Annotated in this window: 23 protein-coding genes; 6 read left to right on the forward strand and 17 right to left on the reverse strand. The window is 62.6% G+C overall.

Annotation, left to right across the window (positions count from 1 at the left end):
• Positions 1 to 12 precede the first annotated feature (12 nt).
• The 6 genes from ACQY39_RS16890 to ACQY39_RS16915 form a co-directional block, all read right to left on the reverse strand.
• Positions 13 to 309: a succinate dehydrogenase assembly factor 2 gene (locus ACQY39_RS16890; RefSeq protein WP_428508164.1), complete on the reverse strand. Its 297-nt coding sequence runs from the start codon at positions 307 to 309 to the stop codon at positions 13 to 15.
• Between the two features lie 22 nt (positions 310 to 331).
• A complete protein-coding gene (locus tag ACQY39_RS16895) occupies positions 332 to 1,036 on the reverse strand; it encodes a succinate dehydrogenase iron-sulfur subunit (protein ID WP_263520031.1) in 705 nt (234 codons plus the stop codon).
• Positions 1,037 to 1,082: 46 nt separating this feature from the next.
• On the reverse strand, positions 1,083 to 2,885 hold the full coding sequence (sdhA, locus tag ACQY39_RS16900; protein ID WP_428508166.1) for a succinate dehydrogenase flavoprotein subunit: 1,803 nt from the start codon (positions 2,883 to 2,885) through the stop codon (positions 1,083 to 1,085).
• A complete protein-coding gene (sdhD, locus tag ACQY39_RS16905) occupies positions 2,885 to 3,244 on the reverse strand; it encodes a succinate dehydrogenase, hydrophobic membrane anchor protein (protein ID WP_428508168.1) in 360 nt (119 codons plus the stop codon). Before sdhD ends, sdhA begins: the two co-directional genes overlap by 1 nt.
• Before the next feature lie 32 nt (positions 3,245 to 3,276).
• Positions 3,277 to 3,717: a succinate dehydrogenase, cytochrome b556 subunit gene (sdhC, locus tag ACQY39_RS16910; protein WP_263520027.1), complete on the reverse strand. Its 441-nt coding sequence runs from the start codon at positions 3,715 to 3,717 to the stop codon at positions 3,277 to 3,279.
• A gap of 116 nt (positions 3,718 to 3,833) precedes the next feature.
• Entirely contained in the window at positions 3,834 to 4,661 is an 828-nt protein-coding gene (locus ACQY39_RS16915; protein WP_411970006.1) for a GntR family transcriptional regulator, read from the reverse strand.
• Between the two features lie 309 nt (positions 4,662 to 4,970).
• Between ACQY39_RS16915 and ACQY39_RS16920 the strand changes: the two genes are divergently transcribed.
• The 3 genes from ACQY39_RS16920 (at position 4,971) to ACQY39_RS16930 (ending at position 7,786) form a co-directional block, all read left to right on the forward strand.
• Complete coding sequence (locus tag ACQY39_RS16920; protein ID WP_263565106.1) at positions 4,971 to 5,957, forward strand: malate dehydrogenase; 987 nt, start codon at positions 4,971 to 4,973, stop codon at positions 5,955 to 5,957.
• Between the two features lie 115 nt (positions 5,958 to 6,072).
• The gene (locus tag ACQY39_RS16925; RefSeq protein ID WP_428508171.1) at positions 6,073 to 7,086 is read left to right on the forward strand and encodes an HpcH/HpaI aldolase/citrate lyase family protein; all 1,014 of its coding nucleotides are present in this window, start codon (positions 6,073 to 6,075) and stop codon (positions 7,084 to 7,086) included.
• Between the two features lie 121 nt (positions 7,087 to 7,207).
• Complete coding sequence (locus tag ACQY39_RS16930; RefSeq protein ID WP_428508173.1) at positions 7,208 to 7,786, forward strand: hypothetical protein; 579 nt, start codon at positions 7,208 to 7,210, stop codon at positions 7,784 to 7,786.
• A gap of 92 nt (positions 7,787 to 7,878) precedes the next feature.
• Here the strand turns inward: ACQY39_RS16930 and ACQY39_RS16935 are convergent, their stop codons facing one another.
• The 8 genes from ACQY39_RS16935 to ACQY39_RS16970 form a co-directional block, all read right to left on the reverse strand.
• Positions 7,879 to 8,598, reverse strand: coding sequence for an ABC transporter ATP-binding protein (locus tag ACQY39_RS16935; RefSeq protein ID WP_428507915.1), 720 nt, complete (start codon positions 8,596 to 8,598; stop codon positions 7,879 to 7,881).
• A gap of 96 nt (positions 8,599 to 8,694) precedes the next feature.
• Positions 8,695 to 9,501 (reverse strand): ABC transporter ATP-binding protein, encoded by an 807-nt coding sequence (locus tag ACQY39_RS16940; protein ID WP_428508175.1) that lies wholly within the window; start codon positions 9,499 to 9,501, stop codon positions 8,695 to 8,697.
• 28 nt (positions 9,502 to 9,529) lie between these two features.
• Entirely contained in the window at positions 9,530 to 10,612 is a 1,083-nt protein-coding gene (locus tag ACQY39_RS16945) for an ABC transporter permease subunit (protein ID WP_263521065.1), read from the reverse strand.
• A 31-nt stretch (positions 10,613 to 10,643) separates the two neighbouring features.
• On the reverse strand, positions 10,644 to 11,567 hold the full coding sequence (locus ACQY39_RS16950) for a branched-chain amino acid ABC transporter permease (protein WP_428507919.1): 924 nt from the start codon (positions 11,565 to 11,567) through the stop codon (positions 10,644 to 10,646).
• 212 nt (positions 11,568 to 11,779) lie between these two features.
• The gene (locus ACQY39_RS16955) at positions 11,780 to 13,141 is read right to left on the reverse strand and encodes a replication-associated recombination protein A (RefSeq protein WP_428508177.1); all 1,362 of its coding nucleotides are present in this window, start codon (positions 13,139 to 13,141) and stop codon (positions 11,780 to 11,782) included.
• Between the two features lie 46 nt (positions 13,142 to 13,187).
• Entirely contained in the window at positions 13,188 to 13,802 is a 615-nt protein-coding gene (gene lolA, locus ACQY39_RS16960) for an outer membrane lipoprotein chaperone LolA (RefSeq protein WP_428508179.1), read from the reverse strand.
• A 15-nt stretch (positions 13,803 to 13,817) separates the two neighbouring features.
• A complete protein-coding gene (locus ACQY39_RS16965) occupies positions 13,818 to 16,181 on the reverse strand; it encodes a DNA translocase FtsK (protein WP_428508181.1) in 2,364 nt (787 codons plus the stop codon).
• A gap of 73 nt (positions 16,182 to 16,254) precedes the next feature.
• Positions 16,255 to 16,920 carry a Crp/Fnr family transcriptional regulator gene (locus ACQY39_RS16970; RefSeq protein ID WP_263520497.1) on the reverse strand — a complete coding sequence of 222 codons (666 nt, stop codon included), beginning with the start codon at positions 16,918 to 16,920 and terminating at the stop codon, positions 16,255 to 16,257.
• A 248-nt stretch (positions 16,921 to 17,168) separates the two neighbouring features.
• Between ACQY39_RS16970 and trxB the strand changes: the two genes are divergently transcribed.
• The 3 genes from trxB to rpmG all read left to right on the forward strand — a co-directional run bounded on the left by trxB (position 17,169) and on the right by rpmG (position 18,811).
• Positions 17,169 to 18,131 (forward strand): thioredoxin-disulfide reductase, encoded by a 963-nt coding sequence (gene trxB / locus ACQY39_RS16975; protein WP_263520496.1) that lies wholly within the window; start codon positions 17,169 to 17,171, stop codon positions 18,129 to 18,131.
• 249 nt (positions 18,132 to 18,380) lie between these two features.
• Positions 18,381 to 18,614 carry a 50S ribosomal protein L28 gene (rpmB, locus tag ACQY39_RS16980; protein ID WP_102766965.1) on the forward strand — a complete coding sequence of 78 codons (234 nt, stop codon included), beginning with the start codon at positions 18,381 to 18,383 and terminating at the stop codon, positions 18,612 to 18,614.
• 29 nt (positions 18,615 to 18,643) lie between these two features.
• Positions 18,644 to 18,811, forward strand: a complete 168-nt coding sequence (gene rpmG, locus ACQY39_RS16985; protein ID WP_263520495.1) for a 50S ribosomal protein L33 — start codon at positions 18,644 to 18,646, stop codon at positions 18,809 to 18,811.
• A 90-nt stretch (positions 18,812 to 18,901) separates the two neighbouring features.
• Here rpmG and ACQY39_RS16990 read toward each other — a convergent pair whose 3' ends face one another.
• From ACQY39_RS16990 to ACQY39_RS17000, 3 genes are all read right to left on the reverse strand, one after another.
• Complete coding sequence (locus ACQY39_RS16990; RefSeq protein ID WP_428508185.1) at positions 18,902 to 19,414, reverse strand: DUF3016 domain-containing protein; 513 nt, start codon at positions 19,412 to 19,414, stop codon at positions 18,902 to 18,904.
• 150 nt (positions 19,415 to 19,564) lie between these two features.
• Positions 19,565 to 20,785: a DesA family fatty acid desaturase gene (locus tag ACQY39_RS16995; RefSeq protein WP_428508187.1), complete on the reverse strand. Its 1,221-nt coding sequence runs from the start codon at positions 20,783 to 20,785 to the stop codon at positions 19,565 to 19,567.
• A gap of 154 nt (positions 20,786 to 20,939) precedes the next feature.
• Positions 20,940 to 22,205 (reverse strand): RsmB/NOP family class I SAM-dependent RNA methyltransferase, encoded by a 1,266-nt coding sequence (locus tag ACQY39_RS17000; RefSeq protein ID WP_428508189.1) that lies wholly within the window; start codon positions 22,203 to 22,205, stop codon positions 20,940 to 20,942.
• Between the last annotated feature and the right edge of the window lie 55 nt (positions 22,206 to 22,260).

A 22,260-nucleotide genomic window follows, 5' to 3' on the forward strand; every position in this document is an offset into this window, starting at 1 on the left:
TTGGGAAAACTTTTACGGGGCAGTCCTGATGAGACTCAGGACTTCTTCAACATCGGGGCGCAGCAAGTCGCCTTCGGGCTCCTTGCGGCGCAGCAGCAGATCCAACAGATCGTTATCGGACAAATCCATCAAATCCAGCAACCCTTGTGCTTGCGCTTCGGTCAGGCTGTCCGCGTAAGTGTTGAAGAAGCGTTCGATCAGGAGATCGTTCTCCAACAAACCGCGCCGGCAACGCCAGCGCAGCTTGGACAGAGCGCGTTCGTCGATCAGCGCGCTCGGCGCAGGGGTGATGGCAGCTGCTGTGCTCATGGCCAGGGCGGGTGCAGGCGCGTCAGACAGCGCGGCGCACCATCATTTCCTTGATCTTGCCAATGGCCTTGGTGGGGTTCAGACCCTTGGGGCAGACATCGACGCAGTTCATGATGGTGTGGCAACGGAAGAGGCGGTACGGATCTTCCAAGTTATCCAGACGCTCGGCCGTGGCCTGGTCGCGGCTGTCGGCGATGAAGCGGTAGGCCTGCAGCAGACCGGCAGGGCCGACGAACTTGTCGGGGTTCCACCAGAAGCTGGGGCAGCTGGTCGAGCAGCTGGCGCACAGGATGCACTCGTACAGGCCGTTCAGCTCGTCGCGCTCTTCCGGGAACTGCAGACGCTCTTTGTCGGGCAGCGGCGTGTCGTTGATCAGGAAGGGCTTGATCGAGTTGTACTGCTTGAAGAACTGCGTCATGTCGACGATCAGGTCTCGCACGACCGGCAGGCCCGGCAGCGGCTTGAGCACCACAACACCTGGCAAGGTGCGCATATTGGTCAGGCAAGCCAGACCATTCTTGCCGTTGATGTTCATGGCGTCAGAGCCGCACACGCCTTCGCGGCAGGAACGGCGGAAGCTCAGGGTCGGGTCGACCTGTTTGAGCTTCATCAGCGCGTCCAGCAGCATGCGCTCGGAGCCGTCCAGCTCGACCTCGAGGGTCTGCATATAGGGCTTGGCATCCTTGTCCGGGTCGTAGCGGTAGATCTGGAAGGTACGCTTGGTCATGGGGTGTCCTTGATATTCGGGTCGCAGGTGGTCGGTGCGGAGTCGATCAGAAGGTACGAACCTTCGGGGGGATCGACTCGACCGTCAGCGGCTTCAGATTGACCGGCTTGTAGTCCAGGCGGTTGCCGGCCGAATACCAGAGCGTGTGCTTCATCCACTGCGCGTCATTGCGGCCGTTCGGGTGCTCGGGCGTGTCGCCGTAGTCATTGACCGTGTGCGCGCCGCGGCTTTCGGTGCGGGCCGCTGCCGACACGATGGTGGCTTGCGCCGCCTCGATCAGGTTCTCGACTTCCAGCGCTTCGATACGGGCCGTGTTGAAGACCTTGGACTTGTCCTTCAGGGTGATGTTCTTCACCCGGGCGGCGATCTCGGCGATCTTGCCCACACCGGCGTTGAGCGACTCCTGGGTGCGGAACACACCGGCGTGCAGCTGCATGGCAGCGCGCAGGTCATTGGCCACATCCTGGGCATACTCGCCCGAGCTGCTGTTATCCAGGCGCTCCAGGCGAGCGACCGACTGCGCGCCAGCATCGGCCGGCAGCGCCTTGTGCAACTTCTGCTTCAGACCCGACTCGACGATGTGGTTGCCGGCCGCGCGACCGAAGACCAGCAGGTCCAGCAGCGAATTGGTGCCCAGGCGGTTGGCGCCGTGCACGCTGACGCAAGCGCACTCACCCACGGCGTACAGGCCGTTGACCACCGCATTCGGATTGCCGTCCTTGGGCGCCACGACCTGACCATAGATATTGGTCGGAATGCCACCCATCTGATAGTGGATGGTCGGCACCACCGGGATGGACTCCTTGGTGATGTCGACGTTGGCGAAGTTGTGGCCGATCTCGAACACCGAGGGCAGGCGCTTCATGATGGTCTCGGCGCCGAGATGGGTCATGTCCAGCTCGATGTAGTCCTTGTTCGGACCACAGCCACGGCCTTCCTTGATCTCCTGGTCCATGCAGCGAGACACGAAGTCACGCGGCGCCAGGTCCTTCAGCGTCGGCGCATAGCGCTCCATGAAGCGCTCGCCATTGCAGTTGCGCAGGATCGCGCCTTCGCCGCGGCAGCCTTCGGTCAGCAGCACGCCCGCGCCGGCCACGCCGGTCGGGTGGAACTGCCAGAACTCCATGTCTTCCAGCGGGATGCCGGCACGCGCCGCCATGCCCAAGCCGTCGCCGGTGTTGATGAAGGCATTGGTTGAGGCCGCGAAGATGCGGCCGGCACCACCGGTGGCCAGCAACACGGTTTTGGCCTCCATGATGTGCAGTTCGCCGGTTTCCATTTCCAGCGCGGTCACACCGACCACATCGCCGGCCTCGTCCTTGATCAGGTCCAGGGCCATCCACTCGACGAAGAACTGCGTCTTAGCCTTGACGTTCTGCTGGTACAGGGTATGCAGCATGGCGTGGCCGGTACGGTCGGCCGCAGCGCAGGCACGCTGCACCGGCTTTTCGCCGTAGTTGGCAGTGTGGCCGCCGAAGGGGCGCTGGTAGATGGTGCCGTCGGCGTTGCGGTCGAAGGGCATGCCGAAGTGCTCAAGCTCGTACACAACCTTGGGCGCTTCGCGACACATGAACTCGATCGCGTCCTGGTCACCCAGCCAATCCGAACCCTTGACGGTGTCGAAGAAGTGGTAATGCCAGTTGTCTTCGCTCATATTGCCCAGCGAAGCGCTGACGCCGCCTTGAGCGGCCACGGTGTGCGAGCGGGTCGGGAAGACCTTGGACAGCACAGCCACATTCAGGCCGGCCAGAGAGAGCTGCAAGGATGCGCGCATGCCCGAGCCACCGGCTCCGACGATCACCACATCAAACTTGCGCTTGGGAATTGTCTTGTTGTTCGCCACCGTCATCACAGTCTCCACAGCACTTGAATCGCCCAACCGGCGCAAGCCACCAACCACACCAGCGTGACCACTTGCAAAGTCAGGCGCACAGCGACCGACTTCACATAGTCCATCCAGATATCCCGAACACCGACCCACGCGTGGTAGGCCAGCGAAATGATGACCACAAAGGTCAGGGCCTTCATCCACTGCTGCGCGAAGATGCCCGCCCAGCGGTCATATCCGAGTTCGCCGGGCATCAGGAACTGCACCAGCAAGACCACCGTGAACAAAGCCATCAAAATGGCCGTGACACGTTGTGCCAGCCAGTCACGCAGACCGTAATGCGCACCGACGACGATGCGTTTGGAGCCAAAAGTACTCATTGCTTGTCTCTTCTTTCCTAGGTGGCCATCGATCAGTACAGGCCGAACAGCTTGGCGCCCAGCAACAGGGTCAGCAGCACGCTCAAAGCCAGTGTGATGACAGCCGAGTTGTGGCCCTGCTCCTTGCTGACGCTGTGGGTGGCATCCATCCACAGATGGCGCACGCCGGCGATGAAGTGGTGCAGATAGCCCCAGATCAGGCCCAGCACGGTCAGCTTGACGAACCAGGCAGGCACGAAGCCGATGCCGGCCACAAAAGCGTTGGTGAAGCTCTCGTAGGAGATTTCCGAAGTGACGCTGGCGTCAAACATCCAGATGATGAAGGGCAGAAGCAGGAACATCAGCAGGCCGCTGATGCGGTGCAGGATGGACACGATGCCGGCCGGCGGCAGACGGTACGAGATGATCTCGGTCACATGGATGTTGCGATAGACCGGTCGATTTTTTGCTTTTGAATTGCTGGCGTCTGTCATACCCAACCTTTGTAATCAACGTGAAACCACGGGAGTTTATTGCAATGCAGCACGAGGGCTGCCGAAACAAGTGCGCCAGACACAACGCAGAGAGTGGCAATTCACTGCTGCAAGACTCAGTTCAGCTCATTGCGGTAGAAGTGCGAGGCCGTGTTGTAGAGGCCGCGGCGCAACTCTACCGGTTTATCCCCATAGGTGAATGACAGGCGCTCCACGCTGAGCAAGGGCGTCCCAGGCGCGACCTGCAGCAAGGCCGCGCTTTCAGCGTCGGCGGGCACCGCCCGGATCTTCTCCTGAGCACGGATCATGTGGACACCGAACTCGGTCTCGAACAAGCCATAGAACGGACCGCGGTGCTGGTTCAAGAGTTCGCTGCTGAGGCCTTTGAACAGCTGCCCTGGCAACCAGATGTCATCCAGGACCACGGGCTCGCCCTTGCTATGCAGCAAGCGGCGCACTTCAAGCATGGGGTCGCCGGTGCGCAGCTGCAGCTGGCGCGCGATGGCCGCCGGCGCACGCAGGCGCTTGCAATCGAGCAATTGGCGCCCCAGTGATTCGCTTCCCTCATCGGGCATCAAACGCAAAAAACGGTACTGCTGCTTCTGTTCGGCATGGGTGCTGACAAACGTCCCCTTGCCCTGGCGCCGCACCAACAAATTCTCGGCTGCCATCTCGTCAATGGCCTTGCGCACGGTGCCTTGGCTGACGCCAAAACGCGCCGCCAACTCCAGCTCGCTCGGGATGGCCTCGCCGGCCTTCCACTCCCCGGCCTGCAAACGGCCGATCAGCAAGCCCTTGATCTGCCGGTAGAGCGGACTGAACGCAGCCGAACCGAGGCCGAGCGAGGCGCCGGCCGCGACATCCGAGCCGAGCTCTGCCACGCCGCCTTTGTCGGCGGGCGAACGCATTTTCGTGATGACGCTGGAAGGCGGGCTGACGGGCATGGCCGGCATTGCAGCACAGGCAAGGCGACCGAGTCCAGACGGATCATCATTTCCGAGCACTCAAGTCTTGTATAAGACACAAGACTGTCAGATTTTCACCATAAAGCCCGCTTTTGCAACGCCAATCTGCAACTCGACCGAGCCCCAGCATAGGGGAATGCCCGGAGTCTGTCCTACACTTGCCGCGCACTCGCTGCGCCCGGCTTGGTTCACCGCCGGCTCAGGCAAGCGGCTCGACCGCAGGGCAGCGTCCAGCGAATTTTTTGCAGTACCGATTCGTTTCTATATCCCAACCTTCGGAGTCACTCCATGAGCAAGAAACCCGTTCGCGTTGCCGTCACCGGCGCTGCCGGCCAAATTGGCTATGCCCTGCTGTTCCGCATCGCCTCCGGCGAAATGCTGGGCAAAGACCAGCCCGTGATCCTGCAATTGCTGGAAGTGCCGGTCGAAGGCCCGCAAAAAGCGCTCAAGGGCGTGATCATGGAGTTGGAAGACTGCGCGTTCCCGCTGCTGGTTGGCATTGAAGCCCACAGCGACCCGATGCAAGCCTTCAAGGACACCGACTACGCCCTGCTGGTCGGCTCGATGCCACGCAAGGCCGGCATGGAGCGTGCCGAGCTGCTGTCCATCAACGGCCAGATCTTCACGACCCAGGGCAAGGCGCTGAACGCCGTGGCTTCGCGCAATGTCAAGGTGCTGGTGGTCGGCAACCCCGCCAACACCAACGCTTACATCGCCATGAAGTCGGCCCCGGACCTGCCGGCCAAGAACTTCACCGCCATGCTGCGCCTGGACCACAACCGCGCCGCTTCGCAGATCGCCGCCAAGACCGGCAAGCCGGTGGCCGCGATCGAGAAGCTGGCCGTGTGGGGCAACCACTCGCCGACCATGTACGCCGACTACCGCTACGCCACCATCGACGGCGCCTCGGTCAAGGACATGATCAACGACCAGGTCTGGAACAAGGACACCTTCTTGCCCACCGTGGGCAAGCGCGGAGCCGCCATCATCGAAGCCCGCGGCCTGTCCTCGGCTGCCTCGGCCGCCAACGCCGCCATCGACCACATGCGCGACTGGGCCCTGGGCACCCAAGGCAAGTGGGTCACCATGGGCATCCCCTCGAACGGCGAATACGGCATCCCCAAGGAAGTCATGTTCGGCTATCCCGTCACCTGCGAAGGCGGCGAATACAAGATCGTCGAAGGTCTGGAGATCGATGCCTTCTCGCAAGAGTGCATCAAGAAGACTCTGGACGAACTGCTGGCCGAACAAGACGGCGTCAAGCACCTGCTGTGATGCCGCTGAAGCCCGCAGCGCGGGCTGTTTGAACTGAGAATCGGGCCGGCATGGCATTCATGCCGGCCCTTTTTTTCCACCAATTTGCCTGAACTGCACATCGAGTCCGACTGCCATGAGCGCCCTGCCCCTGCACCCCAAACTGGCCTTGTTCGAGGATGGAGATCGCGCCGTCAGCCTACCCGTGGTCGACCACTACTGCGGCGTCGAAGCACGCATGCGCAAAAGCCTGGAGCTGCAGGCTGAGATGGGCCCAGTGTTCGACATCACCCTGGACTGCGAGGACGGCGCGCCCATCGGCGGCGAGGCCGAGCATGTGCACTGCGTGAACGAACTGCTGAACAGCAGCCTGAACCGCCATGGCCGGGTCGGGGCACGCGTCCACCCTTTCGATCACCCGGCGTTTGAAGCCGATGTCGACGGCCTGCTGGCCGGCTCGGGCGAGTGCCTGGCCTATTTGATGATCCCCAAGCCTCGTAGCGCGGCCGATCTCCAACGCGCCTGTGACTTCATCGACGCGAGCTTGCTGCGCCACGGCATCGCCAAGCCCCTGCCCTTGCACACCCTGATCGAAACCCATGGGGCGCTGCGTGATGTCGCGCAGATCGCGGCCCACCCTCGGATCGAATCGCTGTCCTTCGGGCTCATGGACTTCGTTTCAGCCCACCGCGGTGCCATTCCCCGCCACGCACTGACGGCCGAAGGCCAATTCAGCCACCCGCTGGTGGCACGTGCCAAGTTGGAGATTGCCGCGGCAGCCCATGCCCATGCCAAGACCCCATCGCATTGCGTCGTGACCGAGTTCAAGGACAGCGCCGCCTTGCAGCAAGCCGCCAGCCGGGCGGCGCGTGAGTTCGGCTACACCCGCATGTGGAGCATCCACCCCGCCCAGATCCAACCCATCCTCGATGCTTTTGCGCCCAGCGCTGCCGAGCTCGACGAGGCACTGGAGATCATCCAGGCCGCTCAAGCCGCACAGTGGGCGCCCATCCAGCACCGCGACAGCTTGCATGACCGGGCCAGCTATCGCTATTTCTGGCACGTGCTCGAGCGCGCTCACAGCACCGGCCAGCCCTTGCCGATCGAGGCTCGCCAAGCCTACTTTGCCGGCGAGTACGGCGCCGCTTAGAGCTGGCGGCAGGCAGGCACCCCTGCTTGCATTTGCTGGCAAACGATTACCCCAGCCGCCTCGGTGCGGAGCGACAATAGAAGCATCCCGAATGCATCTGCCTCAAGAGGCCTCAACTGTCATGAACACCTCATTGAAATCGACTGTGATCGCCTGCGCACTGGTGGCCTTGAGCGCGAGCGCTTGGTCGGCAGCCGTGGAGAGCGCCAAGCCGCGCAACCGTCTGGCGGCCAAAATCAAGCCGACCGCCCCGGCGGCAGCGCCCGAGATCGCCCCCGAGGATCACAGCCCCTTGAGCGAAGAGCAACTGGCGGTAGCACCCCATGTGCACGCAGGCGAAGCCAACTGCGAATTCAAAAGCAAAGTGTCGGTGACACCTCACCCCGAGCAGCCGGGCCGTTTCCGCCTGCAGTTCGGCCGCACCATCTACAACATGGCACCGGAACCCACCACGACGGGCGCCGTCCGACTGGAGGACAAGCAGGCCGGCGTGGTCTGGCTGCAGATTCCGGCCAAGTCCATGCTGATGAACACCCGCATCGGGCAGCGATTGGTGGACGGCTGCCAGCACGCCGAACAGGTGGCCATGGCCCAGGTCAATGAGCCCCTCGTGGAAGGCGGCATCGGCATCACCCCGAGCGAACCGCAAACGCCACCACCGGCTCCTGTTGCGAAGGCCGCTGGCAAGAAGCGCAAGTAAATGTGAGAGGACCCAGGCCCTGCCAATAAAAAAAGAGACCCTAGGGTCTCTTTTGTTTTTGTACAGAACGCGGCGGCTGCGGCCGCCCCGCTTCACTCGCCCAGATAAGCCGCCCGCACCTTGGGGTCGTTGAGCAAGGCCAGCCCCTCGCCCGTCATGGTCACCAGACCCGACTCCATCACATAGCCCCGGTTGGCCAGCTGCAGCGCCCGGCTCGCGTTCTGCTCCACCAGCAGCACCGTCACGCCTTGCTTGTGGATGTCGTTCACCACTTCGAAGATCTTGTCCACCATGATGGGGGAGAGACCCATGCTGGGCTCGTCCAGCAGCAGCACCTTGGGCTTAGCCATCAGCGCCCGGCCCATGGCCAGCATCTGCTGCTCGCCGCCGCTCATGGTGCCGGCCAGCTGGGCGCGGCGCTCCTTCAGGCGCGGGAAGATGCCGAAGATGCGCTCGATGTCGGCCTCAATCCCGGCCTTGTCGCTGCGCAGGTAGGCGCCCATCTGCAGGTTCTCGGTGATGGTCATGCGGGTGAAGGTGCCCCGCCCTTCCGGCACCATCACCAGGCCTTGTTTGACCAGGTCCCAGGGACCTTGGCCCTTGATGCTCTGGCCCAGGTACTTCACGTCGCCGTCGGCCACCGGCTGCAGGCCGGTCACGGCCTTGAGCGTCGTGGTCTTGCCCGCTCCGTTAGCGCCGATCAGGCTGACCAGTTCGCCCTCGCGCACTTCAAAGTTCACGCCCTTGACGGCCTGGATGCCACCGTAGGCCACCTTGAGTCCGCTCACTTCGAGCAATATGTTTGTCGCCATGTCTTCAATTCCTTGATTGCACGCACCGAGTCACTGGAAGATTCACTGGCCTTTCGGCCTTGCGTTCTTTCTGTGACTCCGCGCTGGCCTCTGCCATTAGTGGTTGGTGTGGCCCGCGCCCAGATAGGCTTCGATCACCTTCTCGTTGCGCTGCACGTCATACGGCGTGCCTTCGGCGATTTGCCGGCCGTAGTCCAGCACCGTGACGCGGTCGCACAATCCCATCACCAGCTTCACATCGTGTTCGATCAAGAGGATGGTGCGGCCGTCCTTGCGGATGCGGTCGATCAGCTCGCGGAGCACCACCTTCTCGGTGGCGTTCATGCCGGCGGCCGGCTCGTCCAGCGCGATCAGCTTGGGGTCGGTGGCCAGGGCGCGCGCGATCTCCAAACGGCGTTGGTCGCCGTAGCTCAGCGTGCGGGCCTTGTACTCGGCGTACTTGCCGATGCCCACGTAATCAAGCAGTTCCTGGGCGCGCTTGGCGATCGCCGCTTCTTCGGCCTTGAAGCCGGGCGTGCGGAAGATGGCGCCGATCAGGCCGGAGCCGGAGCGCACATGCCGCCCCACCATCACGTTCTCCAGCGCCGTCATTTCAGCGAAGAGGCGGATGTTCTGGAAGGTGCGCGCGATGCCGGTCTTGGCCACCTCGTGCACCGCGGTCGGTGCGTACGGCGCGCCGCCCAGCTCGAACGTGCCGCCGTCCGGGGTGTAGAGCCCGGTGATGACGTTGAAGAAGGTGGTCTTGCCGGCGCCGTTGGGGCCGATCAGGCCGTAGACCTGGCCCTTGTTGATCTGGATGCCCACATCGGCCAGGGCTTGCAAGCCGCCGAAGCGCTTGGACACACCGGCGACCTTGAGCACCACGTCTGCGCTGTTGCTACTGCTGTTGTTGTTGCTTGTCATGGCTTGTTTTCCTTTGCAGACCCGGCGTTCACTTCTGCGGCACCGGCGCGGCGCGGCCGTGCTCGGGCGCCGGCCACAGGCCACGCGGACGCACCAGCATGATGCTGATCATGGCCAAGGCCACCAGCAGCTGGCGCAGGATGGAGGCGTCCAGGCGGCCGCCGGTCATCTCCTGCAGCGGGCCGGCCGCGTAGCGCAGCACCTCGGGCAGGGCCGACAGCAGCAGCGCGCCCAGGATGACACCGGGGATGTGGCCGATGCCGCCCAGCACCACCATGGCCACGATCATCACGCTCTCTTGCAGGCTGAAGGACTCGGGGCTCACAAAGCCCTGGAAGGCGCCGAACATGGAACCGGCCACGCCGCCGAAGGTGGCGCCCATGCCGAAGGCCAGCAGCTTGAGGTTGCGGGTGTTGATGCCCATGGCCTTGGCAGCGATTTCGTCTTCACGGATGGCCATCCAGGCGCGGCCGATGCGGCTGTTCTCCAGGCGATAGCAGATCAGCACGCTGAACACCACCAGCACCAGGAACAGGTAGTAGTACAGCGTCACCGAGGGGATGGCGAAGCCGAACAGCTCGGTGCCCTTGCCCAGGTCCAGGCCGAAGAAGTGCATGGAGTCGATCTGACCGATGCCGCGCGGGCCGTTGGTGATGTTGGCCGGGTGCTCCAGATTGTTCAGGAACACGCGGATGATTTCACCGAAGCCCAGGGTCACGATGGCCAGGTAGTCGCCCCGCAGCTTCAGCGTGGGCGCGCCCAGCATGACGCCGAAGAAGGCCGCCAAGCCCGCCGCCAGCGGGATCACGATCCACAGCGGCGAGTGCAGGCCATTGGGGAAGGCCATGCGGAAGGCCTCGAAGTTCTCGCTCAGGTGCGGGCTCGAGAGCAGCGCGAACATATAGGCGCCGACCGCGTAGAACGCGACATAGCCCAGGTCCAGCAGACCGGCGTAGCCCACCACGATGTTCAGGCCCAGGGCCAGCATCACGTAGAGCAGGGCCAGGTCGATGATGCGCACCGGCCCGTTGCCGAACTGCTGCGCGATCAGCGGCACCACCAGCAGGCCCAGGGCCGCCAGCAGGAAGACGAAGAGTTTGTTCTTTTGCATGATGTGGAGTCTCCTTGACGCTCAGGCCCGATCAGGCTCGGTCCGCGACACGCTCACCCAGCAAGCCCGAGGGCCGCAAGGTCAGCACCAGGATCAGCGCCACGAAGGCGAAGATGTCGGCGTAGTGGCTGCCCAGCACGCCACCGGTCAGGTCACCCAGATAACCCGCGCCGATGGCCTCGATCAGGCCCAGCAGCACGCCGCCCACCATGGCCCCGGCCAGGTTGCCGATGCCGCCCAGCACCGCGGCCGTGAAGGCCTTCAAGCCCGGCATGAAGCCCATGGTGTGCTGCACCGTGCCGTAGTTGGCCGCCCACATCAGGCCGGCCACCGCGGCCAGCGCGGCGCCGATCACAAAGGTGGTCGAGATGATGAAGTCGGGCTTCACGCCCATCAGGCCCGCCACCTTGGGGTTCTCGGCCGTGGCCCGCATCGCGCGGCCCAGTTTCGTGTGATTCACCAGCCACATCAGCGTGGCCAGAATCATCACCGTGGCCCCCAGGATCACGCATTGCGTGACCGTGATCACCGGCCCGCCCAGATCAATGGGCGTGGTCGGCAGCAGCAGCGGGAAGGGCTTGGGATTGGGCTTCCAGATGATCATGGCCAGCGTCTGCAGCAGCAGCGACATGCCCATGGCCGTGATCAGCGGCGCCAGGCGCGGCGCATTGCGCAGCGGCCGGTAGGCCACCTTCTCGACCACGAAATTCAGCGTCGTGCACACCAGCACCGCGCAGGCCAGGCCGATCAACATCAGCCCCCAGCCCGGCAGACCGGAATCACCCAGCGCGCTGATCACCGTCCAGCTCACCAGCGCCCCCACCATCAAAATCTCACCGTGCGCAAAATTGATCAGGTTGATGATGCCGTACACCATCGTGTACCCCAGCGCCACCAGCGCATACATGCTCCCGAGCACCAGCCCGTTGATGATTTGCTGGAAAAAAGTTTCCATGAAGCCTCTCCGGTTTGGGGATCCACGCCGCGCGCAGACCCACCCATTGGTTGTGCTGAAAGACGAGCAAAAAAAAGGCCCGCCACAAAGTCGGCGGGCCCACTTGGCCATCTAGTCCTGCAGCCTGCAAGTCATTGTAGGAGTCGCTTTCCGCCGGACTTCGCTGGTAAATACCCCTAGCGCGGGCCGCAAAAAACCTCGGCAAATGGGACTCATTCGTCGCCCCCGCGAGCTTCTTCATTGCGCCGCCGCAGCTCGGCCAGCCGTTCGCCGATGCGCAACTCCAAACCCCGGCCAACGGGCTCGTAAAAGCGTTGATCCTCCAACCCGTCCGGGAGGTAATGCACACCGGCCGCAAAGCCTTCGGGTTCGTCATGGGCATAACGGTATTCGCGCCCATAGCCTAGCTCGCTCATCAAGCGGGTCGGAGCGTTGCGCAGATGCAGCGGAACTGGTCGGCTGGCGTCGGTTTTCACGAACGCACGCACCGCCTTGTAAGCGCTGTAGACGGCATTGGACTTCGGTGCCACGGCCAGGAAGACCAAAGCTTGCGCCAGGGTGAGCTCGCCCTCGGGCGAACCCAGGCGCTCGTAGGTCTCTGCCGCATCGAGGCAGATGCGCAGCGCACGCGGGTCGGCCAGACCGATGTCTTCACTGGCCATGCGGATCAGGCGGCGAGCGATATAGCGCGCATCGACACCGCCATCGAGCATGCGGGCGAACCAGTACAGCGCGGCGTCGGGGTCTGAGCCGCGCACGGACTTGTGCAGGGCCGAAATGACGTCGTAGAACTGCTCGCCGCCCTTGTCATAACGGCGCAGTTGCTCGCCCAGGGCACGCTCAAGCACAACCTCATCGATCTCGGCAATGCCTGCGGGCGCGAGTGAAGCCACCGATTCCACGGCATTGAGCAGGCGCCGTGCGTCGCCGTCGGCATAGCCGGCCAAGCGCTTGGCGGCAGCCGGCGTGATCGGCGGACAGGCCAGCAGCTGCGTGCCGCGCTGCACCAGATCCAGCAGATCCTGCTCATCCAGCGCCTTGAGCACATGGACGGTGGCCCGCGACAGCAGCGCCGAGTTCACCTCGAAAGACGGGTTCTCGGTGGTCGCACCGATGAACGTGAACAGGCCCGACTCGACATGCGGTAAGAACGCGTCCTGCTGCGATTTATTGAAACGGTGGACTTCGTCAACAAACAAGACGGTGCGCCGCCCCTGTGCCGACACGCTGAGTGCCCGCTCGACCGCATCACGGATGTCCTTGACCCCACCCAAGACGGCCGAAATGCTGATGAACTGCGCCTCGAAGGACTGCGCCATCAGGCGCGCCAGCGTGGTCTTGCCGACCCCGGGCGGCCCCCAAAGAATCATGGAATGCAGGCGCCCCGATTCAAAGGCGGTTCGCAAGGGCATGCCGGGGCCGAGCAACTGGCGTTGGCCGATCACCTCGTCCAGATGCTGAGGTCGCAAACGTTCAGCAAGCGGAGGATGCAAAGAAGACTGCGCTTGCGAGGACCCAGCGGCAGGTGTCCGCGTCGGAACCGGCTCACTCTCAGGAAACAGGGAATCGTTCATCAACACTCAATCAAGCCAGCCTGCAGCGGCTGACGGGTCGCAGGCCTCATTGCTCGACCAGATCCGCGCCGGCTGGCAACACAAAACGAAAGCGCTCGGCCGGCAGGTTCGCATTTGTCGCCATGGCGCTGAAGTCCAGGCGCGACTGCTGCCCAAAGCCATCGACGATTTCCAGCGCGGCCAATTCGCGGCCCTTGAAGCCGATCTTGAGCGACTGGAAACCGCCATCGGCCTGCCGCGGCAAGGCCTGGACCCAGTCCAGTCCCCCCTCACTGGGCAAGGCCTTGAGGCTGAAATCGCGCTCAAGATTGCCGCCCGCCAGCAGGGCCGCCGGCGTGGCACCCAAGGCCTGCGACATACGGCGCGAGCTGGCCTGATTCAGGTCCGGATCGAAGATCCACACCTTCTGTCCATCACCGACGATCAGCTGTTCGAAAGGCTTGCTGTAGGCAAAGCGAAACTGGTTGGGGCGCTGGAACTCGAAGCTGCCCACGGACACTTTTTTGCGCTTGCCGTCGGGCGAATTGACGGTCTGCTTGAACTGGGCGCTGGCGCTCTTGACCTCACCGACAAAGGCTTTCAACGCCGCCACGGCGTCCGCCTGAGCCGTCAGGGATGTGCTCACCAGCAGGGCCGCGCACAGGCCGTTCTTCAGGGACATCAGTCGCTGTCTCATTCATTCATCTCGCTTGGGCACGATCAAATCGCGGTTGCCATTGGTGGCCATGCTGCTGACCAGGCCTGACTTCTCCATCTGCTCGAGCAGCCGGGCGGCACGGTTGTAGCCGATGCGCAGATGGCGCTGGACCAGTGAAATCGACGCCCTCCGGTGCTGCAGCACGATGGCCACGGCCTGGTCGTACATGGGGTCGGCCTCGCCTTCGCCGGCACCACCACCGGCCGCGCCCGCCTCACCGCCCTCACCTTCGAGCACGCCGCCTTCCAGAATGCCCTCGATGTAATTGGGTTCGCCCTGGCTCTTCAGGTACTCGACCACCCGGTGCACCTCTTCATCGCTGACAAAGGCGCCGTGGACACGAATTGGCAGTCCGGTGCCCGAGGGCATGTACAGCATGTCACCCATGCCGAGCAGGGCTTCGGCGCCCATCTGGTCGAGGATGGTGCGGCTGTCGATCTTGGAGCTGACCTGGAAGGACAGACGGGTCGGGATATTGGCCTTGATCAGGCCGGTGATCACATCAACCGAGGGCCGCTGCGTGGCCAGGATCAGGTGGATGCCGGCGGCCCGGGCCTTCTGAGCCAAGCGCGCAATCAGCTCTTCGATCTTCTTGCCGACCACCATCATCAGGTCGGCCAGTTCGTCAATCACGACGACGATGAAGGGCAAGCGCTCCAGCGGCTCCGGCTCCTCCGGCGTCAGACTGAAGGGGTTGCCGATCGACTCGCCGCGCTCCTTGGCCTCGTCGATCTTCTTGTTATAGCCGGCCAGATTGCGCACGCCCATCTTGCTCATCAGCTTGTAGCGGCGCTCCATTTCACCAACACACCAGTTCAGCGCATTGCTGGCCTGTTTCATGTCCGTCACCACGGGCGCCAGCAGATGCGGAATGCCCTCGTAGACGCTCATTTCCAGCATCTTGGGGTCGATCAGGATCAGGCGGACATCGCGCGCCTCGGCCTTGTAGAGCAAGGACAGGATCATGGCGTTGATGCCGACGGACTTGCCCGAGCCGGTGGTACCGGCCACCAGGCAGTGCGGCATCTTGGCCAGATCAGCCACCACCGGCAGGCCGACGATGTCCTTGCCCAGGCCCATGGTCAGTTGCGAGCTGGCATCGGCATAAACCTGGGAGCCCAGAATTTCCGAGAGGCGAATGGTCTGGCGGCGCGCATTGGGCAGCTCCAGGGCCATGAAGTTCTTGCCCGGAATGGTTTCCACCACACGGATGGACACCAAGCTCAGCGAACGCGCCAAGTCCTTGGCCAGGCCGACGATTTGCGAGCCCTTGACGCCGGTGGCCGGCTCGATCTCGTAGCGCGTGATCACTGGGCCTGGCGATGCCGCCACCACGCGCACTTCGACACCGAAGTCGCGCAGCTTCTTTTCGATCATGCGCGAGGTCATTTCCAGTGACTCGGGTGTGACCGACACCACCTGCACCGGCGCTGTGTCCAGCAGGTCGACTTGGGGCAGCTTGGTGTCGCTGGAGTCGACAAACAGCGTGGTCTGGCGCTCCTTGGCGACCCGCGTGGACTTTGGAACCTCCATCACCGGCGCTTCGATGACGATGGGAATGTGGTGTTCCTCCACCACCTGCCGCTCAACCTCCACCACCAGTTCGCGCTCTTGCGCGGCCTGCTCACCAAAGCGCTGGTCCTCGGCTTTCTCGCGTTTCTCGAGGCGCTGTTCGCGCCATTGATCCAGGCGCGCACCCAGTTGCTCGGCCAGATGTGCCCAGGAAAACTTCAGAGCCAGACCGGCGCCAAGCAGCAAAAGGCTGATCCAGACCACGCCAGAACCGGCAAAGCCGAGCACCCGCATGCTCCAGGGCCCGAGCGAGTAACCCAGCACACCGCCGGCATGGCCAGGCAGACGGGTTTCCCAGGAGTAGAGCCGGGTCCATTCGAGTGCCGAACTCGCGCACAGCAGCAGCAGCAAGCCCAGGAACCAGAAAATCAGCGGTCGCCGACTACCCGGCGCTGGCGAACTCTCAGCGCGCAGCAGGTCGGCGAGATGACTCAGCCAGACGCGCAGCCCGATCAGAAGCAGCCACCAGGCCGAAAAACCGAAGCTAAACAGCAGCAGATCCGCGATCCAGGCCCCGACGGCGCCCATGCGGTTGCCATACATGGCGTGTTGGCCGGAAATGGAGAAAGCCGCGTCGGCACGGTCATGACTGACAAGCGCCAGCACCACCAGGCACCAGACGGCGCCGCTCAGCAATAGCCAGACCGGCGTACGCAAGGGGTTGGTGCGCGGCGGCGGTGGCGCAGCCGCCTTCTTGGATTGGCGTTTGTAGATTTTGTCGGGCGCGCCGACCTCGTCGTCACGCAACAGGGAACCCAGCGGAAAACTCATGCCACCATTGTGGCGCAGGATTCACACGAACCAGTCCTGCCGGCTAAGCCGACGCCACCATCAGGCAACGGGATCAGCCTGGGAAACGTTCCTTGATGACCACCGAGCCGTTTTCCAGGGTCTCGATGACACCGCGCTCCTCCAGATCCTTCATCACCCGGCTGACCATCTCGCGCGAGGCGCCGACGACCTTGGCCATGTCCTGGCGGGACACCTTGCCGCGAATGATCTTGAGGCCCTTTTCTTCTTCGGACATGTCCAGCAAGGTGCGAGCGACCCGGCCATAGACATCCAACAAGGCCAGGGACTCGATCTGGCGGTCGGCATTGCGCAGGCGCGCCACCAGGCCGCGCAGGATGGCGTAAGACAGGCTGCTGCTCTCGGGCAGGCAACGGGCAAACTCATTGCGTCCCAGCACCAGCATGTCGGTCTGAACTTCAGCACGCACGGTGGCCGAATGCGGTTCGTGGTCGATCAGGCTCATTTCACCGACGTAGTCGCCGGGCTGCAGCACAGCCAGGATGACTTCGCGGCCACGCGTGTCGGCCGTCAGCACCCGGGCACGGCCGTTCAGCAAAATGAACAAGGCATTGGACTTGGTGCCCTGCTCGACGATCAACTCACCGCGCTTGAAGCGACGCTTGACCACGCTGTCGGCGATCGACTGCGCCTGGTCGGTGGTGAGCAGAGAAAACAAGGGCACCCTGCGGATCAGATCCAGATTGGACAACATCGCCATGAACAGCCTCCTTTGGTTTAAGCCTGAATTTGGCACGCCCTCAGAGCGTCCGTGACATGCCTAGAATGCACGGGATTGTGCCCACCCGTCTCGTATTTCAAACCATGTTTAGCCGGGAAAATCCGGCCATTACCGTCGACGCAACAGGACAGGCCGCAGGCACGAAAGATGCGCGATCCTGCTGCTGTCGACTTGGCCGTCAACTTCCCGTGCTTGCGAAACGATCCAACCGCCCCATCTGAGCCCCCATGAACGCAAACACCCAACACCATACGCTGCTGATCCTGGGTTCCGGCCCGGCCGGCTACACCGCCGCCATCTACGCCGCTCGCGCCAATCTGAAGCCGACATTGCTCACTGGCATGGCACAGGGCGGCCAACTGATGACGACCACCGAGGTGGACAACTGGCCGGCCGATGTGATGGGTGTGCAAGGCCCGGAACTGATGGAGCGATTCCAGAAGCACGCCGAGCGCTTCCAGACGCAGATGATCTTCGATCACATCAACGAGGTCGATTTTTCCCAGCGCCCCTTCAAGCTCAAAGGCGACAGCGCCAGCTACAGCTGTGACGCCCTGATCATCGCCACCGGCGCATCGGCCAAGTACCTGGGCCTGCCCTCGGAAGAGGCCTTCATGGGCCGCGGCGTCAGCGGCTGCGCCACCTGCGATGGATTTTTCTATCGCGGCCAGGAAGTCTGCGTGGTCGGCGGCGGCAACACTGCAGTCGAAGAAGCGCTCTACCTGAGCAATATCGCCAGCAAGGTGCACGTGATCCACCGTCGCGACAAGTTCCGTGCTGAGCCCATCTTGATCGACAAGCTGATGGCCAAGGCCGAGTCCGGCAATGTGGTTCTCCACCTCTGGAACACGCTGGACGAGGTGTTGGGTGACCAGAGCGGCGTGACCGGCGTTCGCATCAAGAGCACCCAAGGTGGCGGAACGCAAGACCTGACCCTGCAAGGCTGCTTCATTGCCATCGGCCACCAGCCGAACACCGACATCTTCAAGGGCCAGCTGGAAATGAAGGATGGCTACATCGTCACCAAGAGCGGCTTGAACGGCTTCGCCACCATGACCAGCGTGCCGGGCGTCTTTGCCGCCGGCGACGTCCAGGACCATGTCTATCGCCAGGCCATCACCAGCGCCGGCACCGGCTGCATGGCCGCCCTGGATGCTCAGCGCTTTCTGGAGCAGCAAGAGCAAGGCTGAGCGACAGCACAAGCCTGCCCCAAGGGCACGCCAGGGCAAGCGGCCTGGCGTGCCTTTTCATTTTCAGCTATACTCTTTGGCTTGCTTGCTGGATGGACCGCGCCCAGAAGACAGATACCAGGGCAACCTGCGTGATGTCAGATAGGTTTAGCTTGCATAAAGCGGTCATGAGGTCATCGCGGGTCTTGAGTGTGCGGAAAGCAGGCTCGACCGAGATGGCTGGTCATCAAATCAAACCGGAGAAGCGTCATGGCACGCGTCTGTCAAGTCACGGGCAAGAAGCCCATGGTGGGAAACAATGTTTCTCACGCCAATAACAAAACGAAGCGTCGCTTCCTGCCGAATCTGCAGTACCGCCGTTTCTTCCTGGAAACCGAGAACCGCTGGGTTCGTCTGCGTATCAGCAATGCTGCTCTGCGTTTGATTGACAAGGTCGGCATCGACCAAGTCGTCGCCGATCTGCGCGCCAAGGGCGAGCTCTGATCTAGTACTGAGAATCAAGGAGCATCATCATGGCAAAAGGCGCACGCGAAAAGATCAAGTTGGAGTCGACCGCTGGTACGGGTCACTTCTACACGACCGACAAGAACAAGAAGACCACGACCGGCAAGCTCGAATTCATGAAATTCGACCCCAAGGCTCGTAAGCATGTTCTGTACAAGGAAACCAAGCTGAAGTGATTCAGCTTGGCAGCTCACCGGCAACGGCGAGTTCCACAAAAAACCCCGCAAGGCGCAAGCCGGCGGGGTTTTTTCATGGGCAAGACTGACTCAAGGTTGCTGAATCTTCGCCTCGGCCAGAGCCGGCGATTTAAACTCTTCACGGAACCAGTTGTCGATCATGCGGCGCTCATAGCGAATCGGGTCGGAGTCGGGGTAGCGATTGAAACTGGACATGTAAGCCATGTCGTGCAGCCGGATCTTGCCGCTCTGCAGCGTCTTGCCCTTCTCGCTGAGTACATAACTCAATTCGATGGCGGGAGAACTGACGCCGCGCAGCACCCGAATCATCTCCATGCGAGGCCCGACAGGCTCCCAATCTCCAGCCAAATCGATATTGCTGATTTCAAACTTGAGATTCTTGCCGGGCAATTGGGCGCCGAGCTTCTGCAGATGCGCCTTGATCCCATCGAGGACCGGCTCACGCTCGCGGCGACTGAAATCAGCGCTGGCATCAATGAACTTATCTGGCTCGATGAAACGGACCTCGACATCGGCCAGAGCCAGCGAAGCCGAGGCAGTCAAAGCCAGAACCAGACCGGCGGTACGAAGCAGTTTGCTCATGGCGACTCTCCTTGTGTGTTCCGTTGCTGTGCCTTCAGTCTAATCCTCGGACGCAAAAAAGGCGCCCCTCAGGGCGCCCTTTTACCGCAGGATTACTTGCGGTCACAGACGGCAGACCAACCGTCACAAACTGTCAAATCAAGCGGCCACTCAAACCCTCGCCATGCGCAGATTCATGGAGAAGCTGCGCAACTCGGCAATGCCGCTCTCCTCGGCACGGCGGCACCAGGCCTGCAAATCAGCCACCAGCTGCTCGGCCGAAACATTGGTACGCGTCCAGAGCTGACGCAGCTCTTCGCGCATGGTCAGGAGCTTGTCCAGCGCCGGGCTGGCCGCACGTGCCTTGGCAATCTGCGGCAGAAGATTGTCAGGAATATTGACTTCGTCGCGATGCGACCAGCGCATGGCCAACTTGAACTCCGCCCATTGCGCGCTGTGCTCCTGGCCTTGCGCCTTGAGCTTGTCCAGTTCCAAAGCGCAGGTCGCCTTCAAGCCGCGCCCGTACTTGGCCATCACTTCATAGCGATTGGCGATGATGGCCTCCAGCGTGTCCTTGTCGGCAGGCTTGATGTCACCATGGCGCAGCTTGGGCGCGGTCTTGCGAACCTTGGCCCAGCCCAACATCTCGAAGGCACGGATGTAGCCCCAACCGATATCAAACTCGAAGGGCTTGACCGAGAATTTGGCCGAGGTCGGGTAGGTGTGGTGGTTGTTGTGCAGCTCTTCGCCGCCAATCAGGATGCCCCAGGGCGAGACATTGGTCGACGCATCGGGAGCCTCAAAATTGCGATAACCCCAGTAGTGGCCAATGCCATTGATCACGCCAGTCGCCCAGACCGGAATCCAGACCATCTGAATGGCCCAGACCGTGGCACCGATGGCGCCAAAAAGGGCCAGGTTGATGATCAGCATCAAGCCCACGCCTTGCCAGGAGAAGCGGGTGTAGAGATTGCGCTCGATCCAGTCATTCGGCGTGCCCAAGCCATATTTGGCGATGGTCTCGGGATTCTTGGCCTCGGCGCGATAGAGCTCCACGCCGGTCAGCAGCAAGGCCTTGAGGCCGCGGGTCTGCGGGCTGTGCGGGTCTTCCTCGGTCTCGCATTTGGCGTGGTGCTTGCGATGCACGGCCACGAATTCCTTGGTCACCATGCCCGTGGTCAACCACAGCACCGCACGGAAGAAATGCGAGGGAATGGGGCCCAGGTCCAGCGAACGGTGCGCTTGCGCACGGTGCAGGAAGATCGTCACGGCGAGGATGGTGAAGTGCGTGATGACCAGGGTGAAAGCCACCACCTGCCATGCACTGGCTTCGAGCAGGCCATGGGCCAGCATCTGGACCACCGCATCGTGTACCGACATCAAGAAGTTCATGGGTTCCTAATCCTGCCCAGGGCTGGGCATATCTGTGGATTCAAGTCGCTGAATTGTAGGTGCCGGACTCTAAGCACCTCAGTGCATAAGTCTGCTTCAAGTCAAGAACGGGCAACTTTCGACCGAGGCCTGGGCTGACAGGCCCCGCCGGCCATCAGCCGGGCTGTTTTTCCCACACCGCGGCAAAGAAGCCATCGGTCTGGTGCTGGTGCGGCCAGAGGCGCAAATAACCGTTCTCAACCAGACAGTCCGCCTGCTCGACATGGGCGCGGCTCAGCACCTCGGCGGCGTCGAGCTTCTTGAACTGGGGATGAGCGGCCGAGAAGGCTTCGGCGATCGCCTCGTTCTCGGCATCCAGCAGGCTGCAAGTGGCATAAACCAGGCGGCCGCCCGATTTCAGCAGGCGCGCGGCACTGGCCAGAATGGCCGTCTGCTTGGCCTGCAGCTCTTGTATCGCATGCAAAGACTGGCGCCATTTCAGATCCGGATTGCGGCGCAAGGTACCCAGGCCCGAGCACGGCGCATCGACCAGCACTCGGTCGATCTTGCCGGACAGGCGCTTGATGCGCTCATCACGCTCATGGGCGATCTGAGTCGGGTAGATATTCGACAGACCACTGCGCGCCAAACGAGGCTTCAAGGAAGCCAGGCGATGACCCGAGGTGTCGAAGGCATAGAGCCGGCCGGTGTTGCGCATGGACGCGCCCAAGGCCAAGGTCTTGCCGCCGGCGCCGGCGCAGAAGTCCACCACCATCTCACTGCGCTTGGCATCGAGCATCAGGGCCAGCAGCTGGCTGCCTTCGTCCTGGACCTCGACGCCGCCGCCGGTGAACAGCTCCAGCTTGTTCAAGGCCGGCTTGCCGTGAATGCGCAGGCCCACAGGCGAGAACGGCGTGAGTTCAGCCTCGATGCCCGCAGCCGCCAAAGTGGCCTGAGCCTCCTCGCGCTTGGCCTTCAAGGTGTTGACGCGCAGGTCCAGGGGAGCCTGCTCATTCATGCTGGCTGCCAAGGACCAGAACTGCTCCTCGCCGAGGCGAGCCATCAAAGGCTGGGCCAGCCACTCGGGCAGGTTGTGGCGCAGGCGCGGCGCGAGCTGGGTCTTGTCAATTTGACGGACCTGTTCCAGCCATTGCTGTTCTTGGGTGTTCAGGGCGCCGCGCAAGAAGGCATCGTTGCCCTGCCAGCCCAGAATGGCCAAGCGGCGCTCGATCGGGCCACTGCCCGACTGGGCCAGATGCTGCAGCAGCGGGCGCTGACGCAGCACGGTGTACGCGGTCTCGGCCAAAGCATGGCGTTCGCGCTGGCCCAAGGCCTTGTGTTTGCGGAAAAAGGCGGACACCACGCTGTCGGCGGGAGTGTCCAACTGGAGGACAGCGCGCAGGAGCTCGCTGCTCATTTCAAGAAGGGCATTAGGATGCATGGCGCGATTATCCCAGGCCTGCGGGCTTTCCCTGCCGTGCCGCCATTTTTATCCC

The sequence above is a fragment of the Roseateles sp. genome, from assembly GCF_965262435.1.
GTDB lineage: Bacteria > Pseudomonadota > Gammaproteobacteria > Burkholderiales > Burkholderiaceae_C > Paucibacter_A.

What these genes read in the sequence shown, in the direction of transcription:
- ACQY39_RS16890 (WP_428508164.1), bottom strand. Translation starts at nt 309, where the DNA reads ATGAGCACAGCAGCTGCCATCACCCCTGCGCCGAGCGCGCTGATCGAC.
- ACQY39_RS16895 (WP_263520031.1), bottom strand. Translation starts at nt 1,036, where the DNA reads ATGACCAAGCGTACCTTCCAGATCTACCGCTACGACCCGGACAAGGAT.
- sdhA (WP_428508166.1), bottom strand. Translation starts at nt 2,885, where the DNA reads ATGACGGTGGCGAACAACAAGACAATTCCCAAGCGCAAGTTTGATGTG.
- sdhD (WP_428508168.1), bottom strand. Translation starts at nt 3,244, where the DNA reads ATGAGTACTTTTGGCTCCAAACGCATCGTCGTCGGTGCGCATTACGGT.
- sdhC (WP_263520027.1), bottom strand. Translation starts at nt 3,717, where the DNA reads ATGACAGACGCCAGCAATTCAAAAGCAAAAAATCGACCGGTCTATCGC.
- ACQY39_RS16915 (WP_411970006.1), bottom strand. Translation starts at nt 4,661, where the DNA reads ATGCCCGTCAGCCCGCCTTCCAGCGTCATCACGAAAATGCGTTCGCCC.
- ACQY39_RS16920 (WP_263565106.1), top strand. Translation starts at nt 4,971, where the DNA reads ATGAGCAAGAAACCCGTTCGCGTTGCCGTCACCGGCGCTGCCGGCCAA.
- ACQY39_RS16925 (WP_428508171.1), top strand. Translation starts at nt 6,073, where the DNA reads ATGAGCGCCCTGCCCCTGCACCCCAAACTGGCCTTGTTCGAGGATGGA.
- ACQY39_RS16930 (WP_428508173.1), top strand. Translation starts at nt 7,208, where the DNA reads ATGAACACCTCATTGAAATCGACTGTGATCGCCTGCGCACTGGTGGCC.
- ACQY39_RS16935 (WP_428507915.1), bottom strand. Translation starts at nt 8,598, where the DNA reads ATGGCGACAAACATATTGCTCGAAGTGAGCGGACTCAAGGTGGCCTAC.
- ACQY39_RS16940 (WP_428508175.1), bottom strand. Translation starts at nt 9,501, where the DNA reads ATGACAAGCAACAACAACAGCAGTAGCAACAGCGCAGACGTGGTGCTC.
- ACQY39_RS16945 (WP_263521065.1), bottom strand. Translation starts at nt 10,612, where the DNA reads ATGCAAAAGAACAAACTCTTCGTCTTCCTGCTGGCGGCCCTGGGCCTG.
- ACQY39_RS16950 (WP_428507919.1), bottom strand. Translation starts at nt 11,567, where the DNA reads ATGGAAACTTTTTTCCAGCAAATCATCAACGGGCTGGTGCTCGGGAGC.
- ACQY39_RS16955 (WP_428508177.1), bottom strand. Translation starts at nt 13,141, where the DNA reads ATGAACGATTCCCTGTTTCCTGAGAGTGAGCCGGTTCCGACGCGGACA.
- lolA (WP_428508179.1), bottom strand. Translation starts at nt 13,802, where the DNA reads ATGTCCCTGAAGAACGGCCTGTGCGCGGCCCTGCTGGTGAGCACATCC.
- ACQY39_RS16965 (WP_428508181.1), bottom strand. Translation starts at nt 16,181, where the DNA reads ATGAGTTTTCCGCTGGGTTCCCTGTTGCGTGACGACGAGGTCGGCGCG.
- ACQY39_RS16970 (WP_263520497.1), bottom strand. Translation starts at nt 16,920, where the DNA reads ATGGCGATGTTGTCCAATCTGGATCTGATCCGCAGGGTGCCCTTGTTT.
- trxB (WP_263520496.1), top strand. Translation starts at nt 17,169, where the DNA reads ATGAACGCAAACACCCAACACCATACGCTGCTGATCCTGGGTTCCGGC.
- rpmB (WP_102766965.1), top strand. Translation starts at nt 18,381, where the DNA reads ATGGCACGCGTCTGTCAAGTCACGGGCAAGAAGCCCATGGTGGGAAAC.
- rpmG (WP_263520495.1), top strand. Translation starts at nt 18,644, where the DNA reads ATGGCAAAAGGCGCACGCGAAAAGATCAAGTTGGAGTCGACCGCTGGT.
- ACQY39_RS16990 (WP_428508185.1), bottom strand. Translation starts at nt 19,414, where the DNA reads ATGAGCAAACTGCTTCGTACCGCCGGTCTGGTTCTGGCTTTGACTGCC.
- ACQY39_RS16995 (WP_428508187.1), bottom strand. Translation starts at nt 20,785, where the DNA reads ATGAACTTCTTGATGTCGGTACACGATGCGGTGGTCCAGATGCTGGCC.
- ACQY39_RS17000 (WP_428508189.1), bottom strand. Translation starts at nt 22,205, where the DNA reads ATGCATCCTAATGCCCTTCTTGAAATGAGCAGCGAGCTCCTGCGCGCT.